Origin of the sequence: Vibrio sp. 10N.237.312.B06 (assembly GCF_041464685.1) — a bacterium.
GTDB lineage: Bacteria > Pseudomonadota > Gammaproteobacteria > Enterobacterales > Vibrionaceae > Vibrio > Vibrio tasmaniensis_A.
The window spans coordinates 1-26319 of sequence record NZ_JBFSPI010000007.1 but is presented as its reverse complement, the minus strand read 5'-3'; the positions used below and the strand labels follow the sequence as shown (position 1 = coordinate 26319).

General features: G+C 43.9%; 23 protein-coding genes. 14 read left to right on the top strand and 9 right to left on the bottom strand.

Annotated features, from left to right (window positions below):
* The first annotated feature begins 25 nt into the window (after positions 1-25).
* The 5 genes from AB6C75_RS03205 (at position 26) to AB6C75_RS03185 (ending at position 3757) form a co-directional block, all read left to right on the top strand.
* Positions 26-1741 (top strand): proline--tRNA ligase, encoded by a 1716-nt coding sequence (locus AB6C75_RS03205; protein WP_102257775.1) that lies wholly within the window; start codon positions 26-28, stop codon positions 1739-1741.
* Between the two features lie 189 nt (positions 1742-1930).
* The gene (locus tag AB6C75_RS03200) at positions 1931-2620 is read left to right on the top strand and encodes a tellurite resistance TerB family protein (RefSeq protein ID WP_372106849.1); all 690 of its coding nucleotides are present in this window, start codon (positions 1931-1933) and stop codon (positions 2618-2620) included.
* Positions 2621-2807: 187 nt separating this feature from the next.
* Entirely contained in the window at positions 2808-3011 is a 204-nt protein-coding gene (locus tag AB6C75_RS03195; protein WP_009847436.1) for a YaeP family protein, read from the top strand.
* Position 3012: 1 nt separating this feature from the next.
* Positions 3013-3204, top strand: coding sequence for a DUF4250 domain-containing protein (locus AB6C75_RS03190; RefSeq protein ID WP_009847437.1), 192 nt, complete (start codon positions 3013-3015; stop codon positions 3202-3204).
* Between the two features lie 226 nt (positions 3205-3430).
* Positions 3431-3757: a hypothetical protein gene (locus AB6C75_RS03185; protein ID WP_009847438.1), complete on the top strand. Its 327-nt coding sequence runs from the start codon at positions 3431-3433 to the stop codon at positions 3755-3757.
* A 244-nt stretch (positions 3758-4001) separates the two neighbouring features.
* Here AB6C75_RS03185 and glyA read toward each other — a convergent pair whose 3' ends face one another.
* The gene (gene glyA, locus AB6C75_RS03180; protein WP_372106846.1) at positions 4002-5252 is read right to left on the bottom strand and encodes a serine hydroxymethyltransferase; all 1251 of its coding nucleotides are present in this window, start codon (positions 5250-5252) and stop codon (positions 4002-4004) included.
* A 347-nt stretch (positions 5253-5599) separates the two neighbouring features.
* Here glyA and AB6C75_RS03175 point away from each other — a divergent pair, with 347 nt between their 5' ends.
* The gene (locus tag AB6C75_RS03175; protein WP_017096802.1) at positions 5600-6202 is read left to right on the top strand and encodes a YitT family protein; all 603 of its coding nucleotides are present in this window, start codon (positions 5600-5602) and stop codon (positions 6200-6202) included.
* Positions 6203-6382: 180 nt separating this feature from the next.
* On the opposite strand, the gene treC is transcribed toward AB6C75_RS03175, so the two are convergent.
* The 5 genes from treC to gmhB all read right to left on the bottom strand — a co-directional run bounded on the left by treC (position 6383) and on the right by gmhB (position 11826).
* Entirely contained in the window at positions 6383-8068 is a 1686-nt protein-coding gene (gene treC / locus AB6C75_RS03170; protein ID WP_372106844.1) for an alpha,alpha-phosphotrehalase, read from the bottom strand.
* A 137-nt stretch (positions 8069-8205) separates the two neighbouring features.
* A complete protein-coding gene (treB, locus tag AB6C75_RS03165; protein ID WP_135383018.1) occupies positions 8206-9630 on the bottom strand; it encodes a PTS trehalose transporter subunit IIBC in 1425 nt (474 codons plus the stop codon).
* Between the two features lie 204 nt (positions 9631-9834).
* The gene (gene treR / locus AB6C75_RS03160) at positions 9835-10779 is read right to left on the bottom strand and encodes a trehalose operon repressor TreR (RefSeq protein WP_372106842.1); all 945 of its coding nucleotides are present in this window, start codon (positions 10777-10779) and stop codon (positions 9835-9837) included.
* Positions 10780-10869: 90 nt separating this feature from the next.
* Complete coding sequence (locus AB6C75_RS03155; protein WP_371996805.1) at positions 10870-11211, bottom strand: MliC family protein; 342 nt, start codon at positions 11209-11211, stop codon at positions 10870-10872.
* Positions 11212-11274: 63 nt separating this feature from the next.
* Positions 11275-11826 (bottom strand): D-glycero-beta-D-manno-heptose 1,7-bisphosphate 7-phosphatase, encoded by a 552-nt coding sequence (gene gmhB, locus AB6C75_RS03150; protein ID WP_012604624.1) that lies wholly within the window; start codon positions 11824-11826, stop codon positions 11275-11277.
* Positions 11827-12066: 240 nt separating this feature from the next.
* Between gmhB and metN the strand changes: the two genes are divergently transcribed.
* From metN to AB6C75_RS03135, 3 genes are all read left to right on the top strand, one after another.
* Positions 12067-13101 (top strand): methionine ABC transporter ATP-binding protein MetN, encoded by a 1035-nt coding sequence (metN, locus tag AB6C75_RS03145; RefSeq protein ID WP_012604625.1) that lies wholly within the window; start codon positions 12067-12069, stop codon positions 13099-13101.
* Positions 13091-13774 carry a methionine ABC transporter permease gene (locus tag AB6C75_RS03140; RefSeq protein ID WP_372106839.1) on the top strand — a complete coding sequence of 228 codons (684 nt, stop codon included), beginning with the start codon at positions 13091-13093 and terminating at the stop codon, positions 13772-13774. The genes metN and AB6C75_RS03140 overlap by 11 nt, the downstream gene beginning before the upstream one ends.
* Before the next feature lie 66 nt (positions 13775-13840).
* Complete coding sequence (locus AB6C75_RS03135) at positions 13841-14650, top strand: MetQ/NlpA family lipoprotein (RefSeq protein ID WP_372106837.1); 810 nt, start codon at positions 13841-13843, stop codon at positions 14648-14650.
* 117 nt (positions 14651-14767) lie between these two features.
* Here the strand turns inward: AB6C75_RS03135 and AB6C75_RS03130 are convergent, their stop codons facing one another.
* Positions 14768-15544, bottom strand: coding sequence for a Zn-ribbon-containing protein (locus AB6C75_RS03130; protein WP_017096797.1), 777 nt, complete (start codon positions 15542-15544; stop codon positions 14768-14770).
* A gap of 4 nt (positions 15545-15548) precedes the next feature.
* Positions 15549-16094 carry a SecY-interacting protein gene (syd, locus tag AB6C75_RS03125; protein WP_012604631.1) on the bottom strand — a complete coding sequence of 182 codons (546 nt, stop codon included), beginning with the start codon at positions 16092-16094 and terminating at the stop codon, positions 15549-15551.
* A gap of 131 nt (positions 16095-16225) precedes the next feature.
* Here syd and queF point away from each other — a divergent pair, with 131 nt between their 5' ends.
* The 5 genes from queF to xni all read left to right on the top strand — a co-directional run bounded on the left by queF (position 16226) and on the right by xni (position 23616).
* Complete coding sequence (gene queF / locus AB6C75_RS03120) at positions 16226-17071, top strand: NADPH-dependent 7-cyano-7-deazaguanine reductase QueF (RefSeq protein WP_009847454.1); 846 nt, start codon at positions 16226-16228, stop codon at positions 17069-17071.
* 57 nt (positions 17072-17128) lie between these two features.
* Positions 17129-19387 (top strand): tetratricopeptide repeat protein, encoded by a 2259-nt coding sequence (locus AB6C75_RS03115; protein WP_372106834.1) that lies wholly within the window; start codon positions 17129-17131, stop codon positions 19385-19387.
* A gap of 118 nt (positions 19388-19505) precedes the next feature.
* Entirely contained in the window at positions 19506-21071 is a 1566-nt protein-coding gene (locus AB6C75_RS03110) for a diguanylate cyclase domain-containing protein (protein WP_372106832.1), read from the top strand.
* Between the two features lie 262 nt (positions 21072-21333).
* Positions 21334-22701, top strand: a complete 1368-nt coding sequence (gene ppnN, locus AB6C75_RS03105; RefSeq protein ID WP_135383013.1) for a nucleotide 5'-monophosphate nucleosidase PpnN — start codon at positions 21334-21336, stop codon at positions 22699-22701.
* A 141-nt stretch (positions 22702-22842) separates the two neighbouring features.
* On the top strand, positions 22843-23616 hold the full coding sequence (gene xni / locus AB6C75_RS03100) for a flap endonuclease Xni (RefSeq protein WP_372106829.1): 774 nt from the start codon (positions 22843-22845) through the stop codon (positions 23614-23616).
* A 201-nt stretch (positions 23617-23817) separates the two neighbouring features.
* Here the strand turns inward: xni and AB6C75_RS03095 are convergent, their stop codons facing one another.
* The gene (locus AB6C75_RS03095; protein ID WP_017096795.1) at positions 23818-25848 is read right to left on the bottom strand and encodes a TonB-dependent receptor; all 2031 of its coding nucleotides are present in this window, start codon (positions 25846-25848) and stop codon (positions 23818-23820) included.
* Between the last annotated feature and the right edge of the window lie 471 nt (positions 25849-26319).

Genomic DNA, 26319 nt, shown 5'->3' with positions numbered 1-26319 from the left:
TCAATGATGAAACGGATACCATAGAATGCGTACCAGTAACTACCTTCTTTCTACTCTGAAAGAGACTCCAAACGACGCAGAAGTTATCAGCCACCAGCTGATGCTACGTGCAGGTATGATCCGTAAGCTAGCTTCAGGTTTATATACTTGGCTACCTACTGGTCTACGTGTACTGCGTAAAGTCGAAAATATCGTTCGCCAAGAGATCGATAATGCAGGTGCCGTTGAAATCTTGATGCCCGTAGTTCAACCGTTTGAGCTTTGGGAAGAGACTGGCCGTTCTGAAAAGATGGGTCCTGAGCTACTTCGTTTCACAGACCGTCATTCTCGTCCATTTGTTCTTAGCCCAACAGCAGAAGAAGTGGTAACGAGCCTAGTACGTAACGAGATCAGCTCTTACAAACAGCTTCCTCTAAACCTGTACCAAATCCAGACTAAATTCCGTGATGAACGCCGCCCTCGTTTTGGCGTAATGCGTGCTCGTGAATTCTCTATGATGGATGCGTACAGCTTTGATATCGATAAAGAAGGCTTAGAAAAGTCTTACCAAGCGATGCACGATGCTTACTGTAAAGCATTCGACCGCATGGGCCTTGAGTACCGTCCAGTATTGGCAGACTCTGGCGCAATCGGCGGCAGCGGCTCTCAAGAGTTCCACGTTCTTGCTGAAAGCGGCGAAGACCTAATCGCATTCTCTTCAGAATCGGATTACGCAGCGAACATCGAGAAAGCAGAAGCACTAGCTCCAACGACTGAAGCGGCAGCGCCAACTCAAGAGATGGAACTGGTTGATACGCCAAACGCAAAAACAATCGCAGAACTTGTAGAGCAACACGGTCTAGCAATCGAGAAGACCGTTAAGACTCTATTCGTTAAAGCTTCTGATGAAGTAAATGCAGACATCATCGCGCTAATCATCCGTGGCGACCACGAGCTTAACGAAGTGAAAGCAGAGAACCTTCCACAGGTTGCTACTCCACTAGAGATGGCTTCTGAAGAAGAAATCCGTGCACTTGTTGGTGCAGGTCCTGGTTCACTTGGCCCTGTTGGTCTAGAGCTACCATTCATCGTTGACCGCTCTGTTGCTGTAATGAGCGACTTCGGTGCTGGTGCAAACGTAGACGGTAAGCACTACTTCGGTATTAACTGGGGTCGTGACGTTGAGCTTGCTCAAGTTGAAGACCTACGTAACGTAGTTGAAGGCGACCTAAGCCCATGTGGTCAAGGTACCATCCAACTTAAGCGCGGTATCGAAGTTGGTCACATCTTCCAACTAGGTAATACTTACTCTAAAGCAATGAACTGTAACGTGCTTGGTCCTGATGGTAAGAGCGTAATCCTAGAAATGGGTTGTTACGGTATCGGTGTTTCACGTGTTGTTGCATCAGCTATCGAACAAAACCACGATAAGTTCGGTATCACTTGGCCAGACGCACTAGCACCATTCCAAGTTGCTATCGTACCAATGAACATGCACAAATCTGAGCGCGTTAAAGAAGCAGCTGAGAAGCTATACGCTGAATTAACGGCTATGGGAATCGAAGTACTATTCGATGACCGTAAAGAGCGCCCAGGTGTTATGTTTAAAGATATCGAGCTAGTGGGCATCCCTCACACTATCGTTATCGGTGATCGCAGCATGGACGAAGGTAACTTCGAATACAAAAACCGTCGTACTGGTGATAAAGAAGCAATCGCTATGGACACGGTTATCGAGCACCTTACGGCTCAACTGGCTTAGTAATCCGATTACTCGCTAGATAAACATTGAAAGGCTACCATTAGGTGGCCTTTTTTGTGCCTGTCGTTTCTCTTCAAACTCCCTTCTATTTATCACCAGAGTAAATAACGTAAGTTAATCCCCTGTTCATCTTTAAATCCGTATATTGGGTTCATCAACTCTTTAGGCACGATTACATTGGAGGTATCGATGGATATCAAAAGCTTACTTAACCAAGCACTTAAGTCAGATCTCGTTAAACAAGGTACTCAGAAGCTTTCCCAAGGCTCTTCAAGTTTAAGTGGCCTAACTCAAGGCGGCAGTGGTAAGAATATCAACAAAAGCACGCTCGGAGCCTTCGGGGCAGGTGCCGTGGGCGGCGGACTCTTAGGTGCGTTAATAGGCTCTAAGAAAACCAAGAAAATGGGTAAGAAAGCCGCTGGTATTGGTGGCGCAGCTGCACTGGGTGCCCTTGCTTATAAGGTCTACAACGATTACCAATCGAAACAAGGCCAAACACCGAATAACGAACAAGCTCAGTTTGATGAGACCGATTCAAACCATAGCGTACTGATTCTAAGATCGATGATTGCGGCGTCCAAAGCCGATGGTCATGTCGATGAAGAGGAGATGGCAAAGATCGAGCAAGCGGTCGAAAATATGGGCGCCGATTATCAACTGACTAAATTGGTCTCTGAAGAGCTGCACAAACCACTCGATCCAAGTGAAATTGCTCAATTAGCAACGTCACCTCAACAAGCGAGTGAGATCTACTTAGCCTCTTTGATTGTAGCGGATGAGCAGAACTTTATGGAGAAGGCTTACCTCAAAGAGTTAGCAAAGCAGCTCAACTTAGCTGATGAGGTCACTTATCAGCTTGAACAGCAGCTCTCTAGTTAAGCGGTAATTATCAGGCGAATCAGTAAATATCACGCTAAGTAACAAGTTAGCAAAGTGATACATTGAGCATCAACAGAATGAGATATTGAGCAAGAACAAACTAACTCTGAACTTAGTCAGATCCACTTTGTTTTTGCTTATCTCTATGTGTATATTGAGATCAGTTATCATTTGGTTAGGTATAAAAATGAAAGTATACGATTGTTGTGATTTGGTGCGTGAACTGTATTCTCAAATTGGCAGTGGCGACCAAGGCTATATCCCTAAAGCGATCACCTGCGCGGTAAAAACATTGAACGACCTTGCTGCAGATGAATCTCTTCCTAAAGAAGCAAGAGATCGCGCTGCATTTGCCGCAGCGAATCTACTGATCTCAGATTTCGAGGACTAATATGAACCTCGCTAACTTTGAAAAGATGGATCCTGTGATGTTGATGAGCATCGTTAACATGAAGCTGCGTGACGACTTCGGTGGTGATTTAGATCGAGTAGTCAACTTCTATGAAATCGACAAAGCTGCATTGACCGCAAAACTTGCGTCTGCCGGTTTTGAGTTTCTTCCTGAAGCAAAACAGTTTCGATAGTCATTTAGAACAAACTTAAATTTTAAAGACCAACCTCTGTGTTGGTCTTTTTGTTTCTAGAGCAGGCTAAACACGAATAAACGTATTAGAAATTATCTGGTTGCGCCTATACTTTTATATCCTAGAGTCAGCCAACACTCCTTGAATCAAAGCGTGTTGTTGTATAGGCTACTCCAAACAGCATATAAAACTCATCACCAAATTCGATGATATCGAAGGACTAACAATGAAAAGACTCGGACTTTTAGCCGTTATCGCAGCCGTATTTACCGCAGGTTGTGCTTCAAATACTCAACAAGACAACTTCCGTGAAGCCTCTTTTGAGCTGTGTAATACTGAAGTCGATATCTACTCTGTAAGCCATGATGAAAGAGTACGTATCGTCTGCTCTGACGGCTCTAAATTTGCCTTAAACAGTGAAGATACGCTAGAAATTATGCGCGATATCAACATCGACTATTGTGATGGCGAAGGCTTAGGTAAATTCAACGAAAGCCGTCACTACTACTCTTTCAAGTGTAAGTCAGGCACCCTACTTAGCATTAAAAAGTAGAAGCGACACAAGAAAGTGATAAAGCAGTAAAGGGTTGATGTGAAAGCATTAGCCCTTTTTAGTACCTGCCTTTCTGTATTCTCAGACAACCTAACTCTCATACCTACAGATACAAAAAAGGCCCCAAAAGGGACCTTTAAATCAATTTCAAAGTAGTCGTTTGAAATTCTAGGAGAGCACGCGGAGTTTACGAATGTAAATGAGCACCTTTGACACCGAAATTAAGCTATTTGAGCCAGAAAAATTATGCGTAAACAGGTAGACGCTTACAAATTTCTAGAACTTTCGCTTTAGTTGCTTCGATAACAGACTCATCACCCATGTTATCTAGGATGTCACACATCCAACCTGCTAGCTCTTTCGCGTCTGCTTCTGAGAAACCGCGACGAGTGATAGAAGGAGAACCGATACGGATACCAGAAGTAACGAATGGGCTACGTGGATCGTTTGGAACTGAGTTCTTGTTAACTGTGATGTTAGCTGAACCTAGTGCTGCATCAGCCTCTTTACCTGTGATGTCTTTGTCGATTAGGTCAACTAGGAACAGGTGGTTCTCTGTAGAACCTGAAACGATGTTGTAACCGCGTGCTAGGAATTCAGCAACCATTGCTTTTGCGTTAGCAACAACGCGAGCTTGGTATTCTTTGAACTCTGGTTCTAGAGCTTCTTTGAACGCTACTGCTTTACCAGCGATAACGTGCATTAGAGGACCGCCTTGGCCGCCTGGGAATACTGCTGAGTTTAGCTTCTTGTAAAGATCTTCACCTTCGTTAGAAAGGATAAGACCACCACGAGGACCAGCAAGCGTTTTGTGCGTTGTTGTTGTAACAACGTGAGCGTGTGGAACTGGGTTCGGGTAAACGCCTGCAGCGATTAGACCCGCAACGTGAGCCATATCTACGAAGAAGTAAGCACCTACTTTGTCAGCGATTTCACGCATGCGCGCCCAATCACAAATTTGAGAGTAAGCAGAGAAACCACCGATGATCATCTTAGGTTTGTGCTCGATAGCTAGCGCTTCCATCTCTTCGTAATCGATTTGACCTGCTTCATCGATACCGTAAGGGATGATGTTGTAAAGCTTACCAGAGAAGTTTACTGGAGAACCGTGAGTTAGGTGACCACCGTGCGCTAGGCTCATACCTAGAACAGTATCGCCAGCATTCAGTAGTGCCATGTATACAGCGTTGTTTGCTTGAGAACCTGAGTGAGGTTGTACGTTCGCGTATTGAGCGCCAAACAGTTCACATGCACGTTCGATTGCTAGAGTTTCAACTTTATCTACGAACTCACAACCACCGTAGTAACGCTTACCAGGGTAGCCTTCAGCGTATTTGTTTGTAAGTTGAGAACCTTGAGCTTCCATTACACGTGGGCTTGTGTAGTTTTCTGAAGCGATAAGTTCGATGTGCTCTTCCTGACGAAGAGTTTCTTCTTGGATAGCTGCGAATAGGTCCGCATCGTAATCAGCAATGTTCATGTCACGCTTAAGCATCTGTATCTCCTGACTCAGATTGTACTGAAAGTTTCAAAAAAACCACACAACGACCGAAAGCAAACGTTTCCGTCACCGTTTTGATGTGACGCATTCTACATAATTTGATCTAGGTCATAAAGAGCTAATTGCAATTTTATCATGCAGTTTTTTCATAATCACAAATAAGATTCATCATGGTTATTGAGCTTATCCAACCAAAGATGACGCTTACTGTCAATTTTACGCTTTACACCCTGTAAAACGCAGATTACATAGGTTTACCTTAATTTTGCACCTCAAGCTACCGAAAGCTAAGGTTTTTCTCTACTATGCACGCCTTTATTGGTTAGGTAATTATAAAAACGATGGAAAAACACTCACGTAAAGAAGATTGGGTAGCCATTCTTACTGGCACGTTTTTAGTGGCGTTAGGCGTCTTCTTTTTACAGTCAGCAAATCTGCTTACCGGTGGTACTACTGGCTTGGCTCTGCTTTTGAGTCAATTCTTACCTGTAACCTTTGGTATTTTGTACTTTGTTGCCAACTGTCCATTCTATTTATTAGCTTGGAAACGATTTGGTCGTAGCTTTGCCATTAGCAGTGCAATTGCTGGTGCGTTAGTCTCGGTGTTTGCCGATCATTTATACCTAGTTATCTCACTAGAAGTTCATAACGAAATCTACTGTGCTGTTGCTGGTGGCTTACTAATGGGCTTAGGTATGCTAATCCTATTCCGTCATCGCTCAAGCTTGGGTGGCTTCAACGTACTGTGTTTGTTTATCCAAGACCGCTACGGTATATCAGTAGGAAAAACTCAGATGTGCATTGATGCTTGTATTCTGTTTGCATCGTTCTTCTTTGTATCACCTTGGGTGATTGCCGTATCTGTATTAGGCACCGCAGTATTGAACATCGTATTGGCAATGAACCACAAACCAACTCGCTACTCGGTGAATTACGCGTCTTAGCGTTCATTACCTGCTCTGTCGTTACTGGCACTCGATACGCAAGTTTTTCGCAAGCAAACTCGAGGCACGATTAATCCATACATCAGTAAAACAAAAAGGCTTTGGGAAGCACTCCAAAGCCTTTGTAGAGGCCTAATTCTTAAGGGGAATAGAACTAAGCTTATAGAAATAGAAACAAGGTTAATCTTCAATCAAGAGAATACGAGTCTCGTAAGGTCGCAAAACTTGATGATGAGACGCCACTAAACTCTCGCTCACTTGATAATTAGACAACAAGCTCTTAGCCTTCGCCATCTCAAAACGTTCAGGTAAAACGCATTCAGCCTCTTCACCATAATAGTTATTAATGCACAGTAGAGTTTGCCCTTCACTCTCACGAACATACGCAAAAATGGATGGGTGCTCAGGCAGAAGGTCTTGATAGCGACCATGAGTAATCACCGGTACTTGTTTACGTAACTCAATCAAAGTCTTATAGAAGTAAAATACAGAATCTTTATCTTCCAACGCTTGCTCGGCGTTGATTTCAGTGTAGTTATTCGCCACATCAAGCCATGGTTGAGCTTGTGAGAATCCGGCGTAAGGCTCACTGCTCCATTGCATTGGTGTACGAGAGTTATCACGAGATTTCTGCGCCAAGATCGCCATCATATCTTCATGAGCTACACCATCACGGTTAACCATGATGTCGTACATATTGGTGCTCTCTACATCACGATATTGGCTGATGTCGATATAACCTGGGTTGGTCATACCAATCTCTTCACCTTGATAGATATAAGGTGTACCTTGCATCATGTGCACAGAAGCAGCCAACATTTTAGCCGACTCAACACGATATTGTTGATCGTTGCCCAAGCGGCTCACGACTCTTGGTTGGTCGTGGTTACACCAGAATAGTGCACCCCAACCTTTTCCGTTCAAGCCAGTTTGCCAGTGGTTAAAGATTGACTTGAGCTGTAAGAAATCGAACGGCGCATTGGTCCACTTCTCACCATTGGTGTAATCGACCTTGAGGTGGTGGAAGTTAAACACCATTGATAGCTCACTGTTATCAATGTTTGAGTATTTCTGACAGTGTTCCAACGTAGTTGAAGACATCTCACCAACCGTCACGCTACCGTATTTCTGGAATACTGCTTCGCTGATCTCTTTCAGGTATTCGTGCACTCGTGGGCCGTCGGTATAGAAACGGCGACCATCACCGATATCATCATTAGGGAAATCTTGCTGCTTTGAAATCAGGTTGATTACATCTAAACGGAAACCATCGACACCCTTCTCAGCCCAGAAGCTAATAACATCTTTCACTTCTTCACGTACAACCGGGTTCTCCCAGTTAAGGTCGGCCTGTTCTTTGGCGAATAAGTGTAGGAAGTATTGTCCAGTCGCTTCATCTAATTCCCATGCATTACCACCGAACTTAGACTGCCAGTTCGTTGGTGCTTGGCCACCTACTGGATCTTTCCAGATGTAATAATCGCGGTACGGACTGTTTTTGTCGCCCAAAGCAGATTGAAACCACGCATGCTCGGTTGAAGTATGGTTGACCACGATATCCATCACGATGCGAATACCACGTTGGTGCGCTTCAGACAATAATAAGTCGAAGTCTTCCATGGTGCCGAATTGAGGGTTAATCGCGTAGTAGTCGGAGATATCGTAACCATTGTCGATCATGGGTGACGCGTAGACTGGGGTTAACCAAATCGCATCGATGCTCAAATGTTTAAGGTAATCCAGTTTCGAAATGATCCCTTTGATATCGCCAGTACCTTTACTGCCACTGTCACAAAAGCTCTTTGGGTAGATTTGATAGATGGTTGCGGTTTTCCACCAGCTTTCATCATGTTCAGTCATCGCCATCTCTAACACTCACTTACCAGAAAATATAAAATAAAAATCACCATGCTTACATGGTCGAATAGCCGTTATAACTAAGAGAAAAAGCTATAACTAAGAGAAAAGCGATGACTCACTTGAGTCATCGCTTAGTAAATGCATTACGCGTTGGCGGTTTCTAGCTCGCCTTTCATCTGTGCTCGTTTATAGAAGAACAATGTCAGCGTTATCGGCAATACAACCGCTACCAGCATCGCGACTAAGTAAATCGACCAATATTGAGGTTGAATCGATAAGATACCCGGCAAGCCACCAACACCGATACCATTCGCCATCACACCTGCGCTGCCACAGATTGCAGCCGCTGCGGCACTGCCGATCATTGCGCTCAGCATTGGGAATTTGTATTTAAGGTTGATGCCGTACATCGCTGGTTCCGTCACACCTAAGTACGCAGAGATTGCCGCAGGTACCGAGATGTCTCGTTCGCCTTCGCGCTTACTCAAAATAATGATGCCGACAACCGCTGAAGCTTGTGCAATGTTTGATAGCGCAATCAAAGGCCAGATTGGTGTGCCACCTAAGTCTTGCATCAGTTGTAGATCCACAGCGTTGGTTGTGTGGTGAATACCTGTAATAACCAAAGGTGCATATAGGAAGCCAAAGACCACTGAACCAAGAACCGCGAAGTCACCTGTCATTGCCACTTTGGCAGCGAATGCCACACCATCACCCAACATACGACCGAATGGACCAATAAAGGCGTGGGCCAGAATCACAGACAAGATGATCGAGACAAATGGCACGACAACTAGGTACAGATAAGAAGGTACAATGCGCTTAAGGTTGGTCTCAATGAAGGCCAAAGCCACCCCCGCTAACATTGCAGGGATCACCTGAGCTTGATAACCGACTTTCTCAATCACGAACAAACCAAAGTCCCACACCTCAGGTACCGATTTACCTATCATGTAAGCGTTCATCAATTGTGGGGAAACCAAGGTCACACCGAGCGTGATACCCAAAATAGGGGTTCCGCCGAGTTTCTTAACCGTCGCCCAACACACACCAACCGGTAGGAAGAAGAAGATCGCTTCGCCAATCAACCACAAGAAAGAATGAACGGTAGCCCAGAATTGGCTTATCTCAACCAAGGTTTTGCCGTCGAACATGCGAATGTCGCCAATCACATTACGAAAACCAAGAATCAAACCACCCGTAATAATGGCAGGTAGCAGTGGTACGAAAATTTCGGCTAAATGGGAGATACCACGCTCAAGGAAGTTCATGTTCTGGCGAGCCGCCAGTTTCGCCTCATCTTTTGATGATGCATCTTTACCGGTTTGCTCAATCAGAAGTGCGTACACCTCATCAACCTCGGTGCCAATAACCACTTGGAATTGACCTGCGTTAGTAAAGCAGCCTTTTACCAGCTTAAGCTTCTCCAATTCTGCTTTGTTCGCTTGTTCCGTATCATTCAATACAAAACGCAGTCGGGTCAGACAATGGCTGACACTCGCAATATTCTCTTTGCCACCGACTAACTCGATAAGACGCGCAACGTCTTGCTTCGCTATCTTACTCATACTACCCCACCCTGGTTTCATTCAATTACTCACCTAAACCATGCAGCGATAGCCACTCGGATTTAGATCAATGGGAACATTCCCAATTGCCGTCATTATAATGCCCACATGAATGATAAATTAAAATGGGAACAGTCCCATTAATTGAAAGAGATCACACTCTAATTTTAATCTAAGCGGTTCAATTTCGCTTGATTGAGTGGATTATAGAATAGGTGATTGAGTGTGATGAGAGATCTCTGCATTACCTAAAAGCTGAGAGATCAATAAATTAGCGGCCAACTTACCCGCAGATTGATACCCAGGATCAATACTAAATACTCGCGGGAACAAGAAAGAGAGAAGATCATTGCCACCAACACCGGTCACCACCACATCTTCACGTTGTAGTTCTTGCAGACGTTTGATTACACCAAGAGCCAATGTGTCACTGGCACAAACAAGTGCTTGAGTTGTAGGAGTCAGTACCTCATCCACCAGCTGATAAGCACTTTCATGATGAAGTTGACCAGTACGATAGTTGGCAATCACTCCAGCGCTTTCACACCAATCTAGATAGGCCTTAAGACGCAGTTCACCGGTTGATTTGTCGCTAGGATCAACGCCAATGAAACCAACCTCAGAGATTTCCTGCTCTGCTAGATGCGTTAACGCACTATTGATCACCTGTTGGTTATCATAGTTAATCGACGTCACGTTCTCGGTATCCAGAGCAATCACCACCGCTTTGTGTTCCCAAGCTTCAATGGCAGGAATATCACAGTCAGTAAAGCCAAACACAATGATGCCATCTACATTGCGACGCTTGAGAACCTGCAGATGCTCATTGGCTTTTTCTCTATCAAGCTGACTTTCCATGATCACGACATCGTAATCCGCTCGATACAATTCGGCCAGCATCGTACTTACCGCTTTGTTTTCAGAGGGGGAATCCAGACGAGAGATGATGACACCGATGACTTTTTGACTGCCACCACGCATCGACTGCGCAGACTTCGAAGGCGTGTACCCAGATTCTTGAATGACTCTTTCCACCCTTTCACGGGTTTCAGGTTTTACTTTGGGATCATTGGTCAGAACACGAGATACGGTAGACTTACCAACACCGGACAGCTTAGCAATATCGAGAATAGTGAGTTTTTTGCTCATAAAAAGTCTGACGTTAAAGGGAAGAGAAAGAAAAAGTGAGGGAGAACTCCCTCACTTAACTGTTTGTAAATCCTAGTAGATAACTATGACCTACTTTCGGCAGTTTTTATAGATAACACGACCAAGTTCTAGACGTGCATTGTCACCTTTAGTTCGTAAAGTTACGCTGTTAATCAGTTCAGAGGTTCCATCATCTAAGATGTACTTCGTTCCTGAGCCTGCCGCTATTTGAGTGAGGCGATATTCATTCTCGGGTAAACGTAATACCGCTTTTTCATCACCAAGGTAAGCGACCTTAAATGAAGCGTCAGACTCACATTGATAAATCACGAATTGATCGTCCGATACTGCGCTCTCAGTCTCAGGAGCTGCTGATTTAGAGCATCCGTATAACGCTACAGTACATAGAGATGCTATCAACAATGCTTTCATACTGCGTTCCTCATCTTTATATAGTGAATAACACTTATATCTAAGTGAAAGAGACTTAGTGTCTTAACCTTTTAAGAATGCTGGTACATCTTTAATACTGTCAAGCACGACACTTGCAAGCGCTTCACCTTTTTCAGTGATTGGCTTACCGGTTCTTACCAGTACTTTAGTGCCAACACCCGCCGCTTCTGCAGCCATCATGTCTTCAGCTTTATCGCCGATCATGACCGAGTTAGCCATATCAATCTTCAGAAAGTCACGCGCAGAAATGAACATGCCTGGCTTTGGTTTACGACATTCACAATCTTGTTTGTAGTCACCAACACCGTGCTCAGCGTGGTGCGGGCAGTAATAAATACCATCTAGCTCAACGCCGTTATCAACAAAGTTCCAATCCATCCACTGCGTTAGAGAAAGAAAACGGTCTTCACTAAACATGCCGCGAGCAATACCAGATTGGTTGGTCACTAACACCAATAAATAACCCATATCTTTAAACGCTTTCGCCGCTTCAAACACACCATCGATGTATTCAAAGTCATGTTCATCATGTACGTAGCCGTGATCAACGTTAATCACACCATCACGATCTAAAAAAACAGCAGGTTTAGACAAAATTCAGTTCTCTATCAACTCTCTATTAATCATTAATTATTACACGCTTTATTTGCTTCATCACTATCTATTTAGTTTTGCGTTCGTTAACGATTTGTTTCTAGTTTAACTTCGCAACTCGCGTTTAGCCGTCTAGACGTAAAAATATCTATTGACTTAGATCATAGAACACCATAGCATCATCTGTAAATCGAGTGAGTCATCAATATATTATTCTGTTCTACCTGCACGGGTTTCTCTATGATTAAAGTGAATCAAGTCAATAAGGTTTTTTATCAAGGCACTAAAGAAATCAATGCCTTAATTGATATCAACCTCCACATTCCTCAAGGTCAAATCTTTGGAGTCATCGGCTCTTCAGGTGCAGGCAAAAGTACCCTTATCCGTTGTGTAAACATGTTGGAAGCTCCAACGTCAGGTGAAGTGATTGTTGACGGTATCGACCTGACAAAACTCAGCAAATCAGAACTTAGCGAAGCACGCCGTAACATCGGCATGATATTCCAACACTTCAATCTGCTGTCTTCTCGTACTGTATTTAACAATGTAGCACTACCTTTAGAGCTTGCTGGTAAAGATAAAGCTGCGATTGAAGCGAAAGTGAGTGAACTACTTGAGCTTGTAGGCCTATCGGATAAGCGTGATACCTACCCTGCGAACTTAAGTGGTGGTCAAAAGCAGCGTGTCGCGATTGCTCGTGCGCTAGCTTCAGACCCGAAAGTACTACTGTGTGATGAAGCGACCAGTGCTCTGGATCCAGCAACGACTCAATCTATTCTTGAGCTGCTACGTGAAATCAACCGCAAGCTACACATCACGATCCTACTTATTACGCACGAGATGGACGTAGTTAAGAGCATTTGTCACGAAGTCGCGATCATTGGTGGTGGCGAGCTAGTAGAGAAAGGCACAGTTGGCGACATATTCGCACACCCTAAGACAGAGCTAGCACATCAGTTTATTCGCTCAACGCTAGACCTATCTATCCCTGAAGATTATCAAGCGCGTTTGCAAGAGACTCGTGTTAACAGTAGCTACCCATTAGTACGTCTTGAGTTTACTGGTGCAACGGTTGATGCTCCGCTGATGACGCAAATTGCTCGTAAATTCAATATCGATGTCAGCATCTTAAGCTCTGACCTCGATTACGCCGGCGGCGTGAAGTTCGGCATGATGGTCGCTGAGCTGTTCGGTAACGAAGCCGATGATAATGCTGCTATCCAATTCCTACGCGACAACAATGTAAAAGTAGAGGTGCTTGGTTATGTCCTTTAGTTTCAAAGAGATTGCTGACTGGTTCAGCCTTAACGGCAACCTTCTATTGGAAGCAACAGGCGAGACACTTTACATGGTTGCTGTTGCTGGCATCGTTGGTTTCGCTGTCGGTATCCCATTAGGCATGATTCTACACACGACTAAAAAAGGTGGCCTGTTAGAGAACACCAAGCTAAACAAAATTCTTGGTGCGGTTGTGAACGTGGGCCGTTCTGTGCCTTTCTTAGTACTGATGGTAGCGATCATCCCTCTCACCAAGATGCTGATTGGTACCTTCATCGGTACAACCGCAGCGATTGTTCCGCTGACGATTGGTGCTATCCCATTCGTAGCTCGACTTATCGAGAGTGCACTACTTGAAGTACCAACAGGTCTAGTGGAAGCAGCTCAGTCAATGGGCGCAACACCAACACAAATCATCAATAAGGTTCTGCTTCCTGAAGCACTGCCTACTATCATCAACTCAGTGACGATTACGCTAGTGACTCTTGTGAGTTACTCGGCAATGGCCGGAACTGTGGGTGGTGGTGGCCTAGGTGATGTCGCGATTCGTTACGGATTTCACCGCTACGATGTGACCATTATGGCAGTGACAGTCGTCATGTTGATTGTGCTAGTACAAATTATTCAATCAATCGGTGATTCATTAGTTCGCCGCGTTGACCACAGATAACGACTTACAGACCAAAATCAAAGTCGTATGAACCAAATTAAATAGATTTATTAAAAGGAGATTATTATGAAATTTAACCTTAAAGGTTTACTTACTATTGCAGCAGCAGCTTCAGCGCTAGTACTAGCAGGTTGTGGTGATAAAGAAGTCGATACTTCTAAGATCAAAGTTGGCGTAATGGCAGGTGCAGAAGCACAAGTTGCTGAAGTAGCAGCTAAAGTCGCGAAAGAGCAATACGGCCTGGATGTTGAACTGGTCACTTTTACGGATTATGTAACACCTAACGCAGCGCTAGATGATGGTTCTATCGACATCAATGCATTCCAACACACGCCGTACCTAGATCAGCAAGTTGCTGACCGTGGTTACAAGCTAACGGTTGCAGGTAACACTTTTGTTTACCCTATTGCAGGTTACTCTAAAGAAGTTAAATCGGTAGACGAAATCCAAGATGGTGCTCGTATCGCTGTACCAAACGATCCAACAAACCTAGGTCGTTCTCTACTGCTTCTTGAGCAGCAAGGTTTACTTGAACTTCGTGAAGGTGCAGGTCTTCTAGCTACCGTTCGTGACATCGTTAGTAACCCTAAGAACCTAACGATTGTTGAACTAGACGCAGCTCAACTGCCACGTTCTCTTGATGATGTAACTTTATCTATCATCAACACTACTTACGCGAGCTCTATCAACCTGACTCCACAAAAAGACGGCGTATTCGTTGAAGACAAAGATTCTCCATACGTGAACCTAATCGTTTCTCGTGAAGACAACCTAAATGCAGAAAACGTACAAAACTTCGTTAAAGCATATCAAACTGAAGAAGTGTACAACGCAGCTTCTGACATCTTCCAAGGTGGCGTAGTTAAAGGTTGGTAATCAGCTTAAATAGACACTTATAGATACCGAAAGGGGCTGACTCAATGTCAGCCCCTTTTTTAATGATGAAAGTTTGCTAGAAAGTAAAGCTTCTCAGGGTGAATCAAACGAAGTCGATTACTTGAGGTGATCCCAAGAAATGTTGGATACCAGACGGCAATCATCACACTTGAAATAGAAAATATCGTGGATTGGCGCATCTAACAGCCATTCACCACCACATTGTGGGCATTTGCGCTCTTTTTCATCTTTCAGGCTGATCCCACCGACACGATATAAGTAGTAGTAAGTTGGAATCTTAGTCAGAAATTCAATGCGCCCTCTTAGACCCCAACCGCGTTTAAACAACACACTCTTAGTATCACTGATCTCGGTTAGCGTTGCATGTTCAGCACGGCAACCACCCCCCATTTGCACTTCATCACAGGCTTGCCATTCGGTCTGCCATTTCAGTACGGCTTTATGATCGCCATTAAATGTCGGCGGGTTACGATATAGTGGAATAGGCAACAAGCTGTCGCCACTGCGCAGCGGTGAACAGGTATGCACGAACGTCGTGTACAACACTTGCCAGCTCGGCGCTTCATCTTCGGCTACTTCTTCGGAGTTAAGATCTCGGCCAAGCAGACGCATCTTAGGCGCTAATAAACTCGCCGCAGATAAGCGCTCGAAACAGACTTTGACGAAGTCTGAATGATTACGTGGGTGTAAGCTATCTTGCTCCGGACACACAACGCGAACATAGAATTCACCGTCACCCATCACGATTGGAAACTCACGACCTAACACTTGTCCGTTATAACGAAGAGCATCCATTAAGCCATTAACCGCCTTATCGACAGCGCTTACCGTTGTGTTATCAAAACACTCAAATTGAAGTTCTAGTACGTACATCTATTTATACCGCTGGTTGTAGCTTTTCTAAAAATTCTGCCAATGTCTCGGCTAGTACATCACGATTTTTGGTGCCTAAGCGCTCTAGGATTACGTTACCCGTTAGGTTACAGATAGAGATAACATCCAGTTCAGCATCAGTCGCGGCAATGAAAACCGTTGGTTTTAGCTTCAAACGACGCTGAGTCACTAGGTGACCTAAGATGTTTTCTTGTAGGCATTCGAAATCGTCATCACTCCAAATCTGTAACAAAGTCAGTTCGTTACCATCAAAAGTCGCGTTCATATCCGCACTAAATTGTGCGCCGTAGAAAGTCTTAACGTCTTCATGCAGAGTCAACTCAATACCCGTTTCAACATTGGTGAAATCTGCGAATTGCTCACGTGGATAGTGTTTCCACAACACGGCATCACCACTCTTTTCTTCTACGCATGGCGATACAATGTCCACCAACTCCTCATTACGAGGTAAGCTTTGGTGTTGCTGCTGCCACGCGTCAACGTATCGCTGACTGAAAGAAAGTAGTGCGTCTTGAGCGCGTTGAGTCATGAAAATCTCCTAAACACAAAATAATAAATAGAATCCGAGCCCTTTCCGTGCCGATTAAGCGATGACTTAATGACAGGATAATGGGGATTCAGTAAAATCGACCCCATTCTAATCGAATTTGAAACGAAAGTATGAGCAAATATTCTGACGCAAAAGAGCTAGCGGGTTTAACCCTAGGCCAAAAAACTGAGTACTCTAACCAATACGATGCAAGTTTATTGCAACCAGTACCTCGTAGCCTTAATCGTAATGATCTTGCGCTAAACGGAGAGTTACCTTTTGTTGGTCATGATATTTGGACGATGTACGAGCTTTCGTGGCTAAACACCAATGGCTTACCACAAGTGGCTGTTGGTGAAGTGTTCATTCCGGCAACTAGCCAAAATTTGATTGAGTCAAAATCTTTCAAGCTGTACCTAAACAGCTACAACCAAACTCAGTTTGAAAACTGGGATCAAGTCACTGAGCGTCTAACTCAAGATTTGTCAGCATGTGCAGGCGAATCTGTGATTGTGAATGTAAATTCAGTAACCGATTACACCAACCAACCTATCGTGACGATGGAAGGTGACTGTATCGACAATCAAGACATCCAAATCACGAGCTATGATTTTGAAGCGTCACTGCTTGAAGGGGCTGCTGGCGAGCAAGAAGTAGAAGAAACTCTACATAGTCACTTATTGAAGTCAAACTGCTTAATTACCAATCAACCGGATTGGGGCAGCGTAGAGATCGCATATTCCGGAAAGCAAATTGACCGTGAAGCTCTGCTACGCTATTTAGTTTCTTTCCGCGAGCATAACGAATTCCACGAACAATGTGTTGAGCGTATCTTCACTGACATCATGAAATACTGTGCACCATCGAAGCTAACCGTATTTGCACGTTACACGCGTCGTGGCGGTCTGGATATCAATCCATACCGTTCAACTGAGCAAGATAGACCAAGCCACAATAAGCGTATGGCTCGCCAATAATCGGCGTGAACCGCCCAAACTTATTTGAACCTACAAAATCTTTAAAGGGACATTGAAATGCGTTGGTTATACGTTGTTAGTCTATTCATTTTAAGCTTAAGCACATCGGTTAATGCGTCGGTCTATTCGTCGGCGCTCCTCAATGAAGCCAATAACTTGGTTGAGATAGAACCGAGCCAAGCAAAACGAATGGCCAACAGCTACCTAACGCTACGTATCCTTTCAGATCAACGCGAGAAGAGCCCGTCAGCTATTTCTCGTGAAGAGGCCGACTCTTCGATTAGAACCCCGAACAGCAGTATCGATGCGTATAAGATCTTAGCGAAAGCAGAGTTTAATCTAGGCAACATTCGTATTGCGATTCAGCACATCGACAAAGCCTCTGAGCTAGCAAAAACCTATAAGCTTGAGTATCTAAAGTTAGATCTGGAAATACTTAAAGTTAGGTTACTTTGGCTTACGGACAGAAAATCTGCCCAAGCAGAATCAGAGCTAAAAAAAATAGAAACAAGCTTAGAGTCGGTTAATAAGACCTTACGCCTGACGGAAGGGATTACCTATCGCTTAATCATGTTGAAAGCCGACATTTCCTCTTATAACAACAACGTAGGGGAAGCAGAAAAACTCTATCAAGAAGCAAAAACTTACCTAGAACAGCGTCACTCGGAAAAAGTCGTCATTGATTATCACATCACCGTCGGCGAGTTTTATCTTACCCATAAAGAGTACAACCATGCACTATCTGAGTTATTGTACGGCTACTGGAAATCAGTAGAAGGTAACCTGAGTTCGCGCTTGGCTAAAGTAAACCGCCTACTTGCACAGCTTTTCTTTGAACGTCAAGTATTAGATAAAGCTCTAGAGCACCTGTCTCAAGCTGCTGACTTTTATGATAATTTTGAAAGCTCTCCCATATTAGCGCAAGTACTAAAAAAGATGGGTGATGTGTACTTCAATCAAGGCAAATATAACCTTGCCCTCGTGCACTTTTTCAATGTCCTTGATCATGAGAGTACAGACCGAGACATCTACCAAGTCATTGACATTCGTCTAAGTTTATCTGCGACTTACTTACGACTTTATAACTACCCTCTAGCCGAGCAATACCTAGCACGAGCTCTTGAACTGCTGGAGTATTCCGACATTCCTAAATTGGAAGGCCGCGCTGCACTCTTATCCGCAGGTTTGGCATACCACCTACAAGAAAGCGAAGATGTAATTAAGCATGCGACACGTGCGCTCAAGATTTCGCGTCAGGTAGAAAACATGCGCCTGTCGCAACACTCCTACCACTTGCTCTCTTTAGGTTATGAGCAAGCAGGGCGTCCACAACAAGCGCTAGCAAATCTCAAACAATACAATATCCTTGTCTCTTTGGAACAACAAAAACTCAACCGTGTTGGTGAAGACGCATTCCGCCAACAAAAAGAGTTTGCCGAGCAAACGCTCCACTATGCAGGTCAAGAACAAGAATTAGAGAAATACAAACTTGAGCACCATAAGTTCCAGAAAATATCGTTCGCCTTATTTTTGTTCAGCATTGTCTTGTTCTTCTTTGTGCTACGCCGAGGCTACATCATTCAAACCTTAGTCACGGAAATGGATTCACTGCGTACCGACCTATTCACACACTCACGCTCAAAGCTTCCAAATCTAAGAATGCTGAACGCAAAGCTATCAAATTCACTAGAACAAACCAGCCAAAACTTCGAACAATGGCAACTTGGTGAGCTGATTCATGAACCACTCAACGACCGTTTACGCTTTGTGATGATTGATTTGCCGTTCCTACGCAATATGTACACTCAGAACGGTTATAAAGCAGGTTTAGAACTCGAAGATGCTTTCGGCGAGTTCCTTAAATCTAAGCTCGAAGGTCCTGCGCGCGTCTACCACTTCTCGGATGCGAACTTGCTTTATATCGAACCAAATGCTGACCGCGATTCATCGCCTGAGGCTATGTTCAGAAAGATTCAATCTTGGATTAATCACTTCGAACCAGAGCGAAACATTAATCGAACCGTCCGCATGGGCATCGCTGACTACCCGTTCTTGCCACGCGCTTATACCGCGATTAACGACCAAGAACTCCTCGATGTACTATTAATGTCGACCAACCTGGCACGTGAAATCAGCCTCAAAGAACGCAGTAGCCAATGGGTTTACCTTAAAGCCATCGACAATGCCCCCGCAGCGAGCCTTGCAACGGGTAACATAAGAGATGCTTGTAAACATGCGATTAATCAAGGGTTAATAAAGATACAATCCTCACACCAGAATGAGGACAATATCAAAAAAATGCTAAAAGATGACTGATTTGCGAGCGGTTAAACGTCGTAGGTCGTGACCTTATTTTTAGTTTTGTTATTATCAAGGTCACGGAATTTCATCTATACGATCGAGTACGATCTACGCGGCGCTAATTAATACATCTATGGGCATTCTTGAAAAAGACATTCAGGCGCAACTCCACCAGCTGAAATATCAGTTGGATCAAGTCCGCTTGACGCAAAGAGATACCTCGTTCAAATTTATTCGAGAACAAAAAGTTCTCAAGCGTATCGTTACGTCTTTAAGTGATGCATGTGTTGGCAGCAACACTCATTTAGATGAAAATCTCATTGCCCTTAGGGAAGAGATCGAAAAGCAAAAAGACATTAGCTCAATGATCCCCAAGTTGGCAGTATTAGAAAGGATGCTCAAGCAAAAAACGTTGGCTATGGATAAACAGAACGGATATCTGGATGATAGTATTAAGCACAGTGGGGAAACGCTGCAGCGTATAACTGGCCTTCCGGCACAGCTAAAGCGCGATCTAAGAAACTTACTTAGCTTCTCCGAGTGTCATGGCAGTCAAAAAGTCGACCATGCGATGAAGCTTCTCAGTATTTATGAGCGTGCCATTAAGATTATGGCAAACAACTCACGCACTCATTTTGCCGACGTAGATCAATCAACTGAACAAGAACTCCTTTCCGAACTATCAAACGAATTACAACACCTGATCACTGAACTCGACTTCGAGGGTGAATCGGGGGATCTACTGACCGATATTAGAGCGAAGCTACTACTTGGTGTTTCAACACAAAACCTACTTGAGCTAGCACTTCAAATCCTCAAACTGGTGATTGATGGCACGAGCCTAGAGCGTAAGCAGTCTGAACAATTTATCGAACAACTCAATTCCTCGCTCGCTTCTAGTATCAAAACAGCAGATCAAAACGCCGACCAGAGCCAAAGCTATTTTGAACATCGCCAAGGTCTTAATTCTGAGTTGAATGAACTTGTTACTAAGAGCCAAAGCTCTGTTGATAAAGCAACGGATATTGATAACTTAAAACTTTCGATAAACCCGCTGCTCAGTGAAATTGCCTCTCTTTCAGAAAGACTGAATCATGCAGAACAGAAAGAACAAGCTCTAATAGAAAGAATGAGCTACGGAAAAAACCAATTAGATTCGCTCTATGAAGTCACCCAAGATTACCGCAAGCGTCTAGAAGATCAGGCTCAGCGTATGCTGCTTGACCCTCTGACTAAGATCTACAACCGTACCGCCTTCACCGATCGTTTAGAGTTAGAATATCGTCGCTGGATTCGCGCACAACACTCACTAAGAGTCGTGCTGCTAGATATCGATAACTTCAAAGCAATTAACGATAGCTTTGGCTATACCGCTGGTGACAAAGCACTCAAGATCATCGCAAGAGCGATCACCAAAGAAATTGGTACTACCGATACTGTCGCTCGCTTTTCTGGTGAAGAGTTCATCTTACTACTTCCCGAGCAAAGCGATGAATATTGCCATCAAGTGACTCAAAGCATCCAGAATCAAGTCAGCCGCTTACCTTTCAAATTCCGTGACCAACAAATCACAATTACCTTGTGCGCGGCAAGTACTCCGTTTAAAGAGTCAGACACACCTGAAGAAGTATTAGAGCGACTCAATAAAACACTAAACAAAGCCAAACAGCGCGGTAACAACCAACTTGTTTGGGACTAAGACAGCCCTAGATTTAATTTATTTCATTTTTTCAAATACTTATCACATACCATATCCCTCAATGTTTGCTAAGCTAATGATTAACATTCGCTTAACAAGCATTCTTGGCAAGCAATGCTGTATTTAAAAGAGCAACGCTGTAGTAATCGTTTCGTCTGGTTAATTCTCTCGCCTTTAACCAAACACTTTCAACGTTAGCTTCTCATCTCGAACTAAAGGGCCACTTCCAACCTCCCCTAGTTCTTTTCAACAAGGAGGCACTATGATCACTCATATCAGCCCTGCCGGTAGCATGGATTTACTCTCTCAACTTGAAGTTGAGCGTCTTAAGAAAACCGCATCTAGTGATCTGTACCAGCTTTATCGTAACTGTACGTTAGCGGTACTCAACTCGGGTAGCCACACCGACAACTCCAAAGAGCTGCTCGATAAATATCAATCGTTTGATGTTGAGGTGGTCCGTCGTGAGCGCGGGATCAAACTCGAACTGAGCAACCCTCCAGAACATGCCTTTGTCGATGGTGAAATCATCAAGGGTATCCAAGAACACCTATTCTCAGTGTTGCGTGACATTGTTTACGTCAACATGCACTTAGCCGATAACCAAAGGCTCAACCTGACTAATGCCACTCACATTACTAACCTTGTGTTTGGTATCTTGAGAAATGCAGGTGCGCTAACACCGGGCATCGAGCCTAACCTGATTGTATGTTGGGGTGGTCACTCAATTAATGCCAGTGAGTATCAATACACTCGTGAAGTAGGTAATGAACTCGGCCTACGTGAACTGAATATCTGTACCGGTTGTGGACCGGGAGCGATGGAAGGCCCAATGAAAGGGGCTGCCATTGGTCACGCGAAACAGCGCTATACAGACCACCGTTACTTAGGGCTAACTGAACCATCAATCATTGCGGCTGAGCCACCAAACCCAATAGTGAACGAACTGGTGATCATGCCAGATATCGAGAAGCGTCTTGAGGCATTCGTTCGTATGGCGCATGGCATCATTATTTTCCCCGGTGGTCCAGGTACGGCTGAGGAGCTGCTGTATATCTTAGGGATCATGATGCACCCAAATAACGTCGACCAACCAATGCCGATTGTTTTAACAGGCTCAAAAGAGAGTGAAGCTTACTTCCGTTCTATCGACAAGTTCATCGGCGAAACCTTAGGGCCTGATGCGCAAAAACACTATGAGATCGTAATTGATGACCCAGCACGCGCTGCGAAAATCATGAAGCAGGCAATGCCAGATGTACGCTCTCACCGTAAAGAGACTGGCGATGCCTACAGCTACAACTGGTCACTGCATATTGAACCTGAGTTCCAACTGCCATTCGACCCTACGCATGAATCTATGGCGGCGCTTGATCTGCATATGGATCAGAAAACAGAAAGCCTTGCGGCTAATCTACGTAAAGCCTTCTCAGGAATTGTAGCAGGTAACGTCAAAGCTGAAGGTATTTTGGAGATAGAGAAACATGGCCCCTTCCTGATTGATGGCGACAAAGAGCTGATGACAAAAATGGACCAGCTGCTAAATGACTTTGTTGAACAGCATCGAATGAAACTGCCGGGCGGCACTGACTATGTACCTTGCTATAAAATTATGCCTAGCAGCGAATAACGGCAAGTAACTGATAACAAGCCACAAGCATAAAGTTAAACAAGTCATGACGTTTACGTCACCAAAGTTTCAACTCACCAAGTGATACGTTACTATAAGGGGCTAGCAGCCCCTTATTTATTGCCTATTTAGTGGAAACTTATGTCTATCCATCTTGTTATTATCGATGCCTTGAACCTCATCCGACGCGTGCACTCTGTTCAGCCGGACCCAACCGATATTGCAAGAACCATCACCACGACTGCTCGTACTCTTAATCGCATCCTAAACGAATCAAAGCCCACTCATATCATTGCAGTATTTGATCATCATTTACAAGATCGAGGTTGGCGCGCGGAAGTCCTTCCCGCTTATAAGCAAAACCGTAAGCCGATGCCAGAACCATTAATGAAAGGTCTCGATGCGATTCAACAAGCTTGGTGGGAATTAGGGATTGATTCACTGCTGTCTGATGGCGATGAAGCGGATGATCTCGTCGCAACATTGGCAAAGAAAGTCGCTGACCACGGAGAAACCGTCACTATCATTTCCACGGATAAGGGCTACTGCCAACTGTTGTCACCAACGCTTCAGATCCGTGATTATTTCCAGCACCGTTGGTTAGATAAGCCCTTTATCGAAGCGGAATTTGGTGTAAAGCCAGATCAACTGGCAGATTACTGGGGATTAACGGGCGTCAGCTCAAGCCAAGTCCCCGGAATTCCTGGTATAGGGCCAAAAGCAGCCAAAGAGATATTAACGACATACCCTGATATCGAAACAGCATTCCTAGCTGAAGACTTACCGAAAAAGTATCGTAAGAAATTCGATGAGCATATCGAGTCGGCTCGCGTATGTAAGCTCGTTTCTGCACTCAAAACAGACATCGATTTAGGTTTTAATCTGCAAGATATTCGCTACGAAGCTGTGTCTTAATCCGACGTTACAAATTTAGTCATTAAAAGCTAACCGTTAGAAATAGATCGCTTATAAATCAACAAATTAGAAACTCAATCATTAGAAAGCAGAAAAGCCTTAGTCTGAACTAAGGCTTTTTTGTTGTTTCATTTTAAGACGAAACATTGCACTTATACTGATAAGTCTCTATTTCTAGAGTAACTTTCAGCTAAGAGCAGATTAGAAGCTATAAGCGATAGAAGCTTTAAAGTTACGACCCGCTTCATAGCTGGTGTACTTTTCTGAACCCCAAGAGATACCAAAACCAGTATGCTCAGCGTACTTCTTATCAAGCAGGTTATCGATACCAAGGTTCATCTCTAGGTCTTTAGCAAACGTCGGTGTGTAAGCCGCCCAAATGTTGTGCGTTGCGAAGCCTGAGCGTTTGATCTCTTTGCCTTTTTCGTTCTCGTAATCGTTCCCCGGAACAAAGCGTGAATCCCAACCAAACACAAATTCATTGTTTAGGCTGTAGTTAAAACCGGCCTTAAAGTTATGAATACCGGTTTTATTCATGTGGCTTGTCTTGCCATTTTTCAGGCTCTTTTGCTCGCCATCAGAGTAAGAGTGGTTAGCGTAAACACTTAACGCGTCTAACTGATAGCTCAATACAGTCTCTACACCCCAAACTTCAACATCATACTTATTCGATAATGTTGCGTTGTTCTTAGTTGGGTGCATTTGGTTATCAAGGTCATAAGTATAAGCCGTGAAACCTAGAATCGCGTAATCAGCCGCAAGCAAACGTGTTAGCTCGTAATCAAAACCAGCTTCGTAGTTATTACCCGTCATCGCCTTAGTATCAGACTGCTTAACTTTGCTTGGTGCTTTCATCGTCAGCGTTTCTGGTAGTGACGCACCTTTAAACAGACGACCGTAACCCACACGAAGTTTTAGGTTTTCCGTTGTTTGGTATTCACCTTTGAACTTTGGAGATAGCTGATCAAACTCGCCCTTATACACGCCACCCAGTTTATGAACGTCGTAACGAAGACCTGTTGTCAGACGGAAATCGCTGAATTCGTACATATCTTGTAGATACAGACCGTAAGCCGTCACCGTACCACCATCCATGCTGTAGTTCTCGGTTTGACCTTGCTTAGTACCGCTTAGATATACGCCTTGACCAGCATCAATCCATTGCTTGGCTTTGTAGCCCTCAAGACCATAAGTAAGCTCATGCTCACCAACCCAAGAAACGTTACGAATGTCACCACCAATGGTTGTTACATTGTATTCACGCTTAGGGTAAGACATTTTGCCATCTTTGAACCATTTACCTGCCGGTGTTTTGCCCCAAGCGGTACCTTCAAGAGCATCACGATCCATGTATTGACGGTTGTAGTAAACATTACTTTTCAGATGAACTAGATCACTACCTGCATCGTATTCGTGCTGTAGCGTCACTGTATCGCGATTAAGCGAATGATAGTCGTGTTTATCGTCAGCATACAGAGCACCCGCCTTTTCGCCAGAAAGCTGACGCGTACCACCATCACTGTATCGGTTGAAAGTCAGTTTAAATTCATTGGCATCATTAGGAATGAAAACAACTTTAGCCAAACCCGACTTAAGCTCACCCTGCTTAGAGGTTACCGCTTCTTGATCAGGAATGTGCAGATCGCCATCTTCTGAATAGTTCGCAATACCCATGAACTCTAGCTTGTCGTTCACTTTTGCATACACAGCAACGTTGGTTGCAAAACGCTCATAAGCTGTTTGATAGCTTGTTTTTACTCGAGCACCAACGCTTTCACCCGGCTTAAGAAGATCGCTTGGGTCTTTCGTTTCGTAGCTAAATGAACCATTGATAGCACCAGAACCTGACAGTGCAGAGTTACCACCTAATTCAATTTCAGCTCTTTTTAGCATTGCAGGATCAATCGCTTGGTCACCAGAGTGGTGGAAAAGCTGACCTTCTTGTCGCGCACCATCAATAGTCACTACGGCAAATTTGTCTTCCATACCACGTACAAATACTTTGCGAGAGTAACGTGCGTTCCCGTCAACCGTAACGCTAGGCATAGTATTCAAAACATCTTTGATGTCTGATGCTTGCTTCTTTTCCAGTGTGTCAGAGTTGATTTCAGTCTGAATCAATTGGTCAAGGGCAGAACCGATAACGACTACGGTTTCTGGTTCGTCGGCAGCAAATGCTGTAAATGAGGTTAAGGCAACCGTAACGGCTACTGATAGTGCTTTAAGTTTCATAATGCGACTTATATTTTATAGATTTAAGTAAAAGTGCACGAATGGTACACGACACTAATTACAATGTTAATAGTAATAGTTATCATTTACATTCTTTACTTACATTTACTTACTTATAATAAAATACAATTTGATTAGGATGTTCTTGCTGTAATTTACTGCTGAATTTTAAATAAACCCTTCTTCGTTTCATCGCTGAACTAGGTAGCCGTAAGTATCGATAGCTTACGGCTTTTTTGTCTCATATCGACACTAATAGTCGACAATTCGACGACTATCAACCAAGTTGAATTAGTCATATTTACACTTAAATATGACTAAAAAACGCACATAGACCAACCTTTCTAAACTATCAGTACGAAGCGATAATCAAGCTCATAAACAAACTTAAGATATAAAAAATGCCCCTAAAGGAGTAATGCCGTTCACTTAAGAGTGAACGGCATTTTTGTTCTTAGCATACCGTTGTGG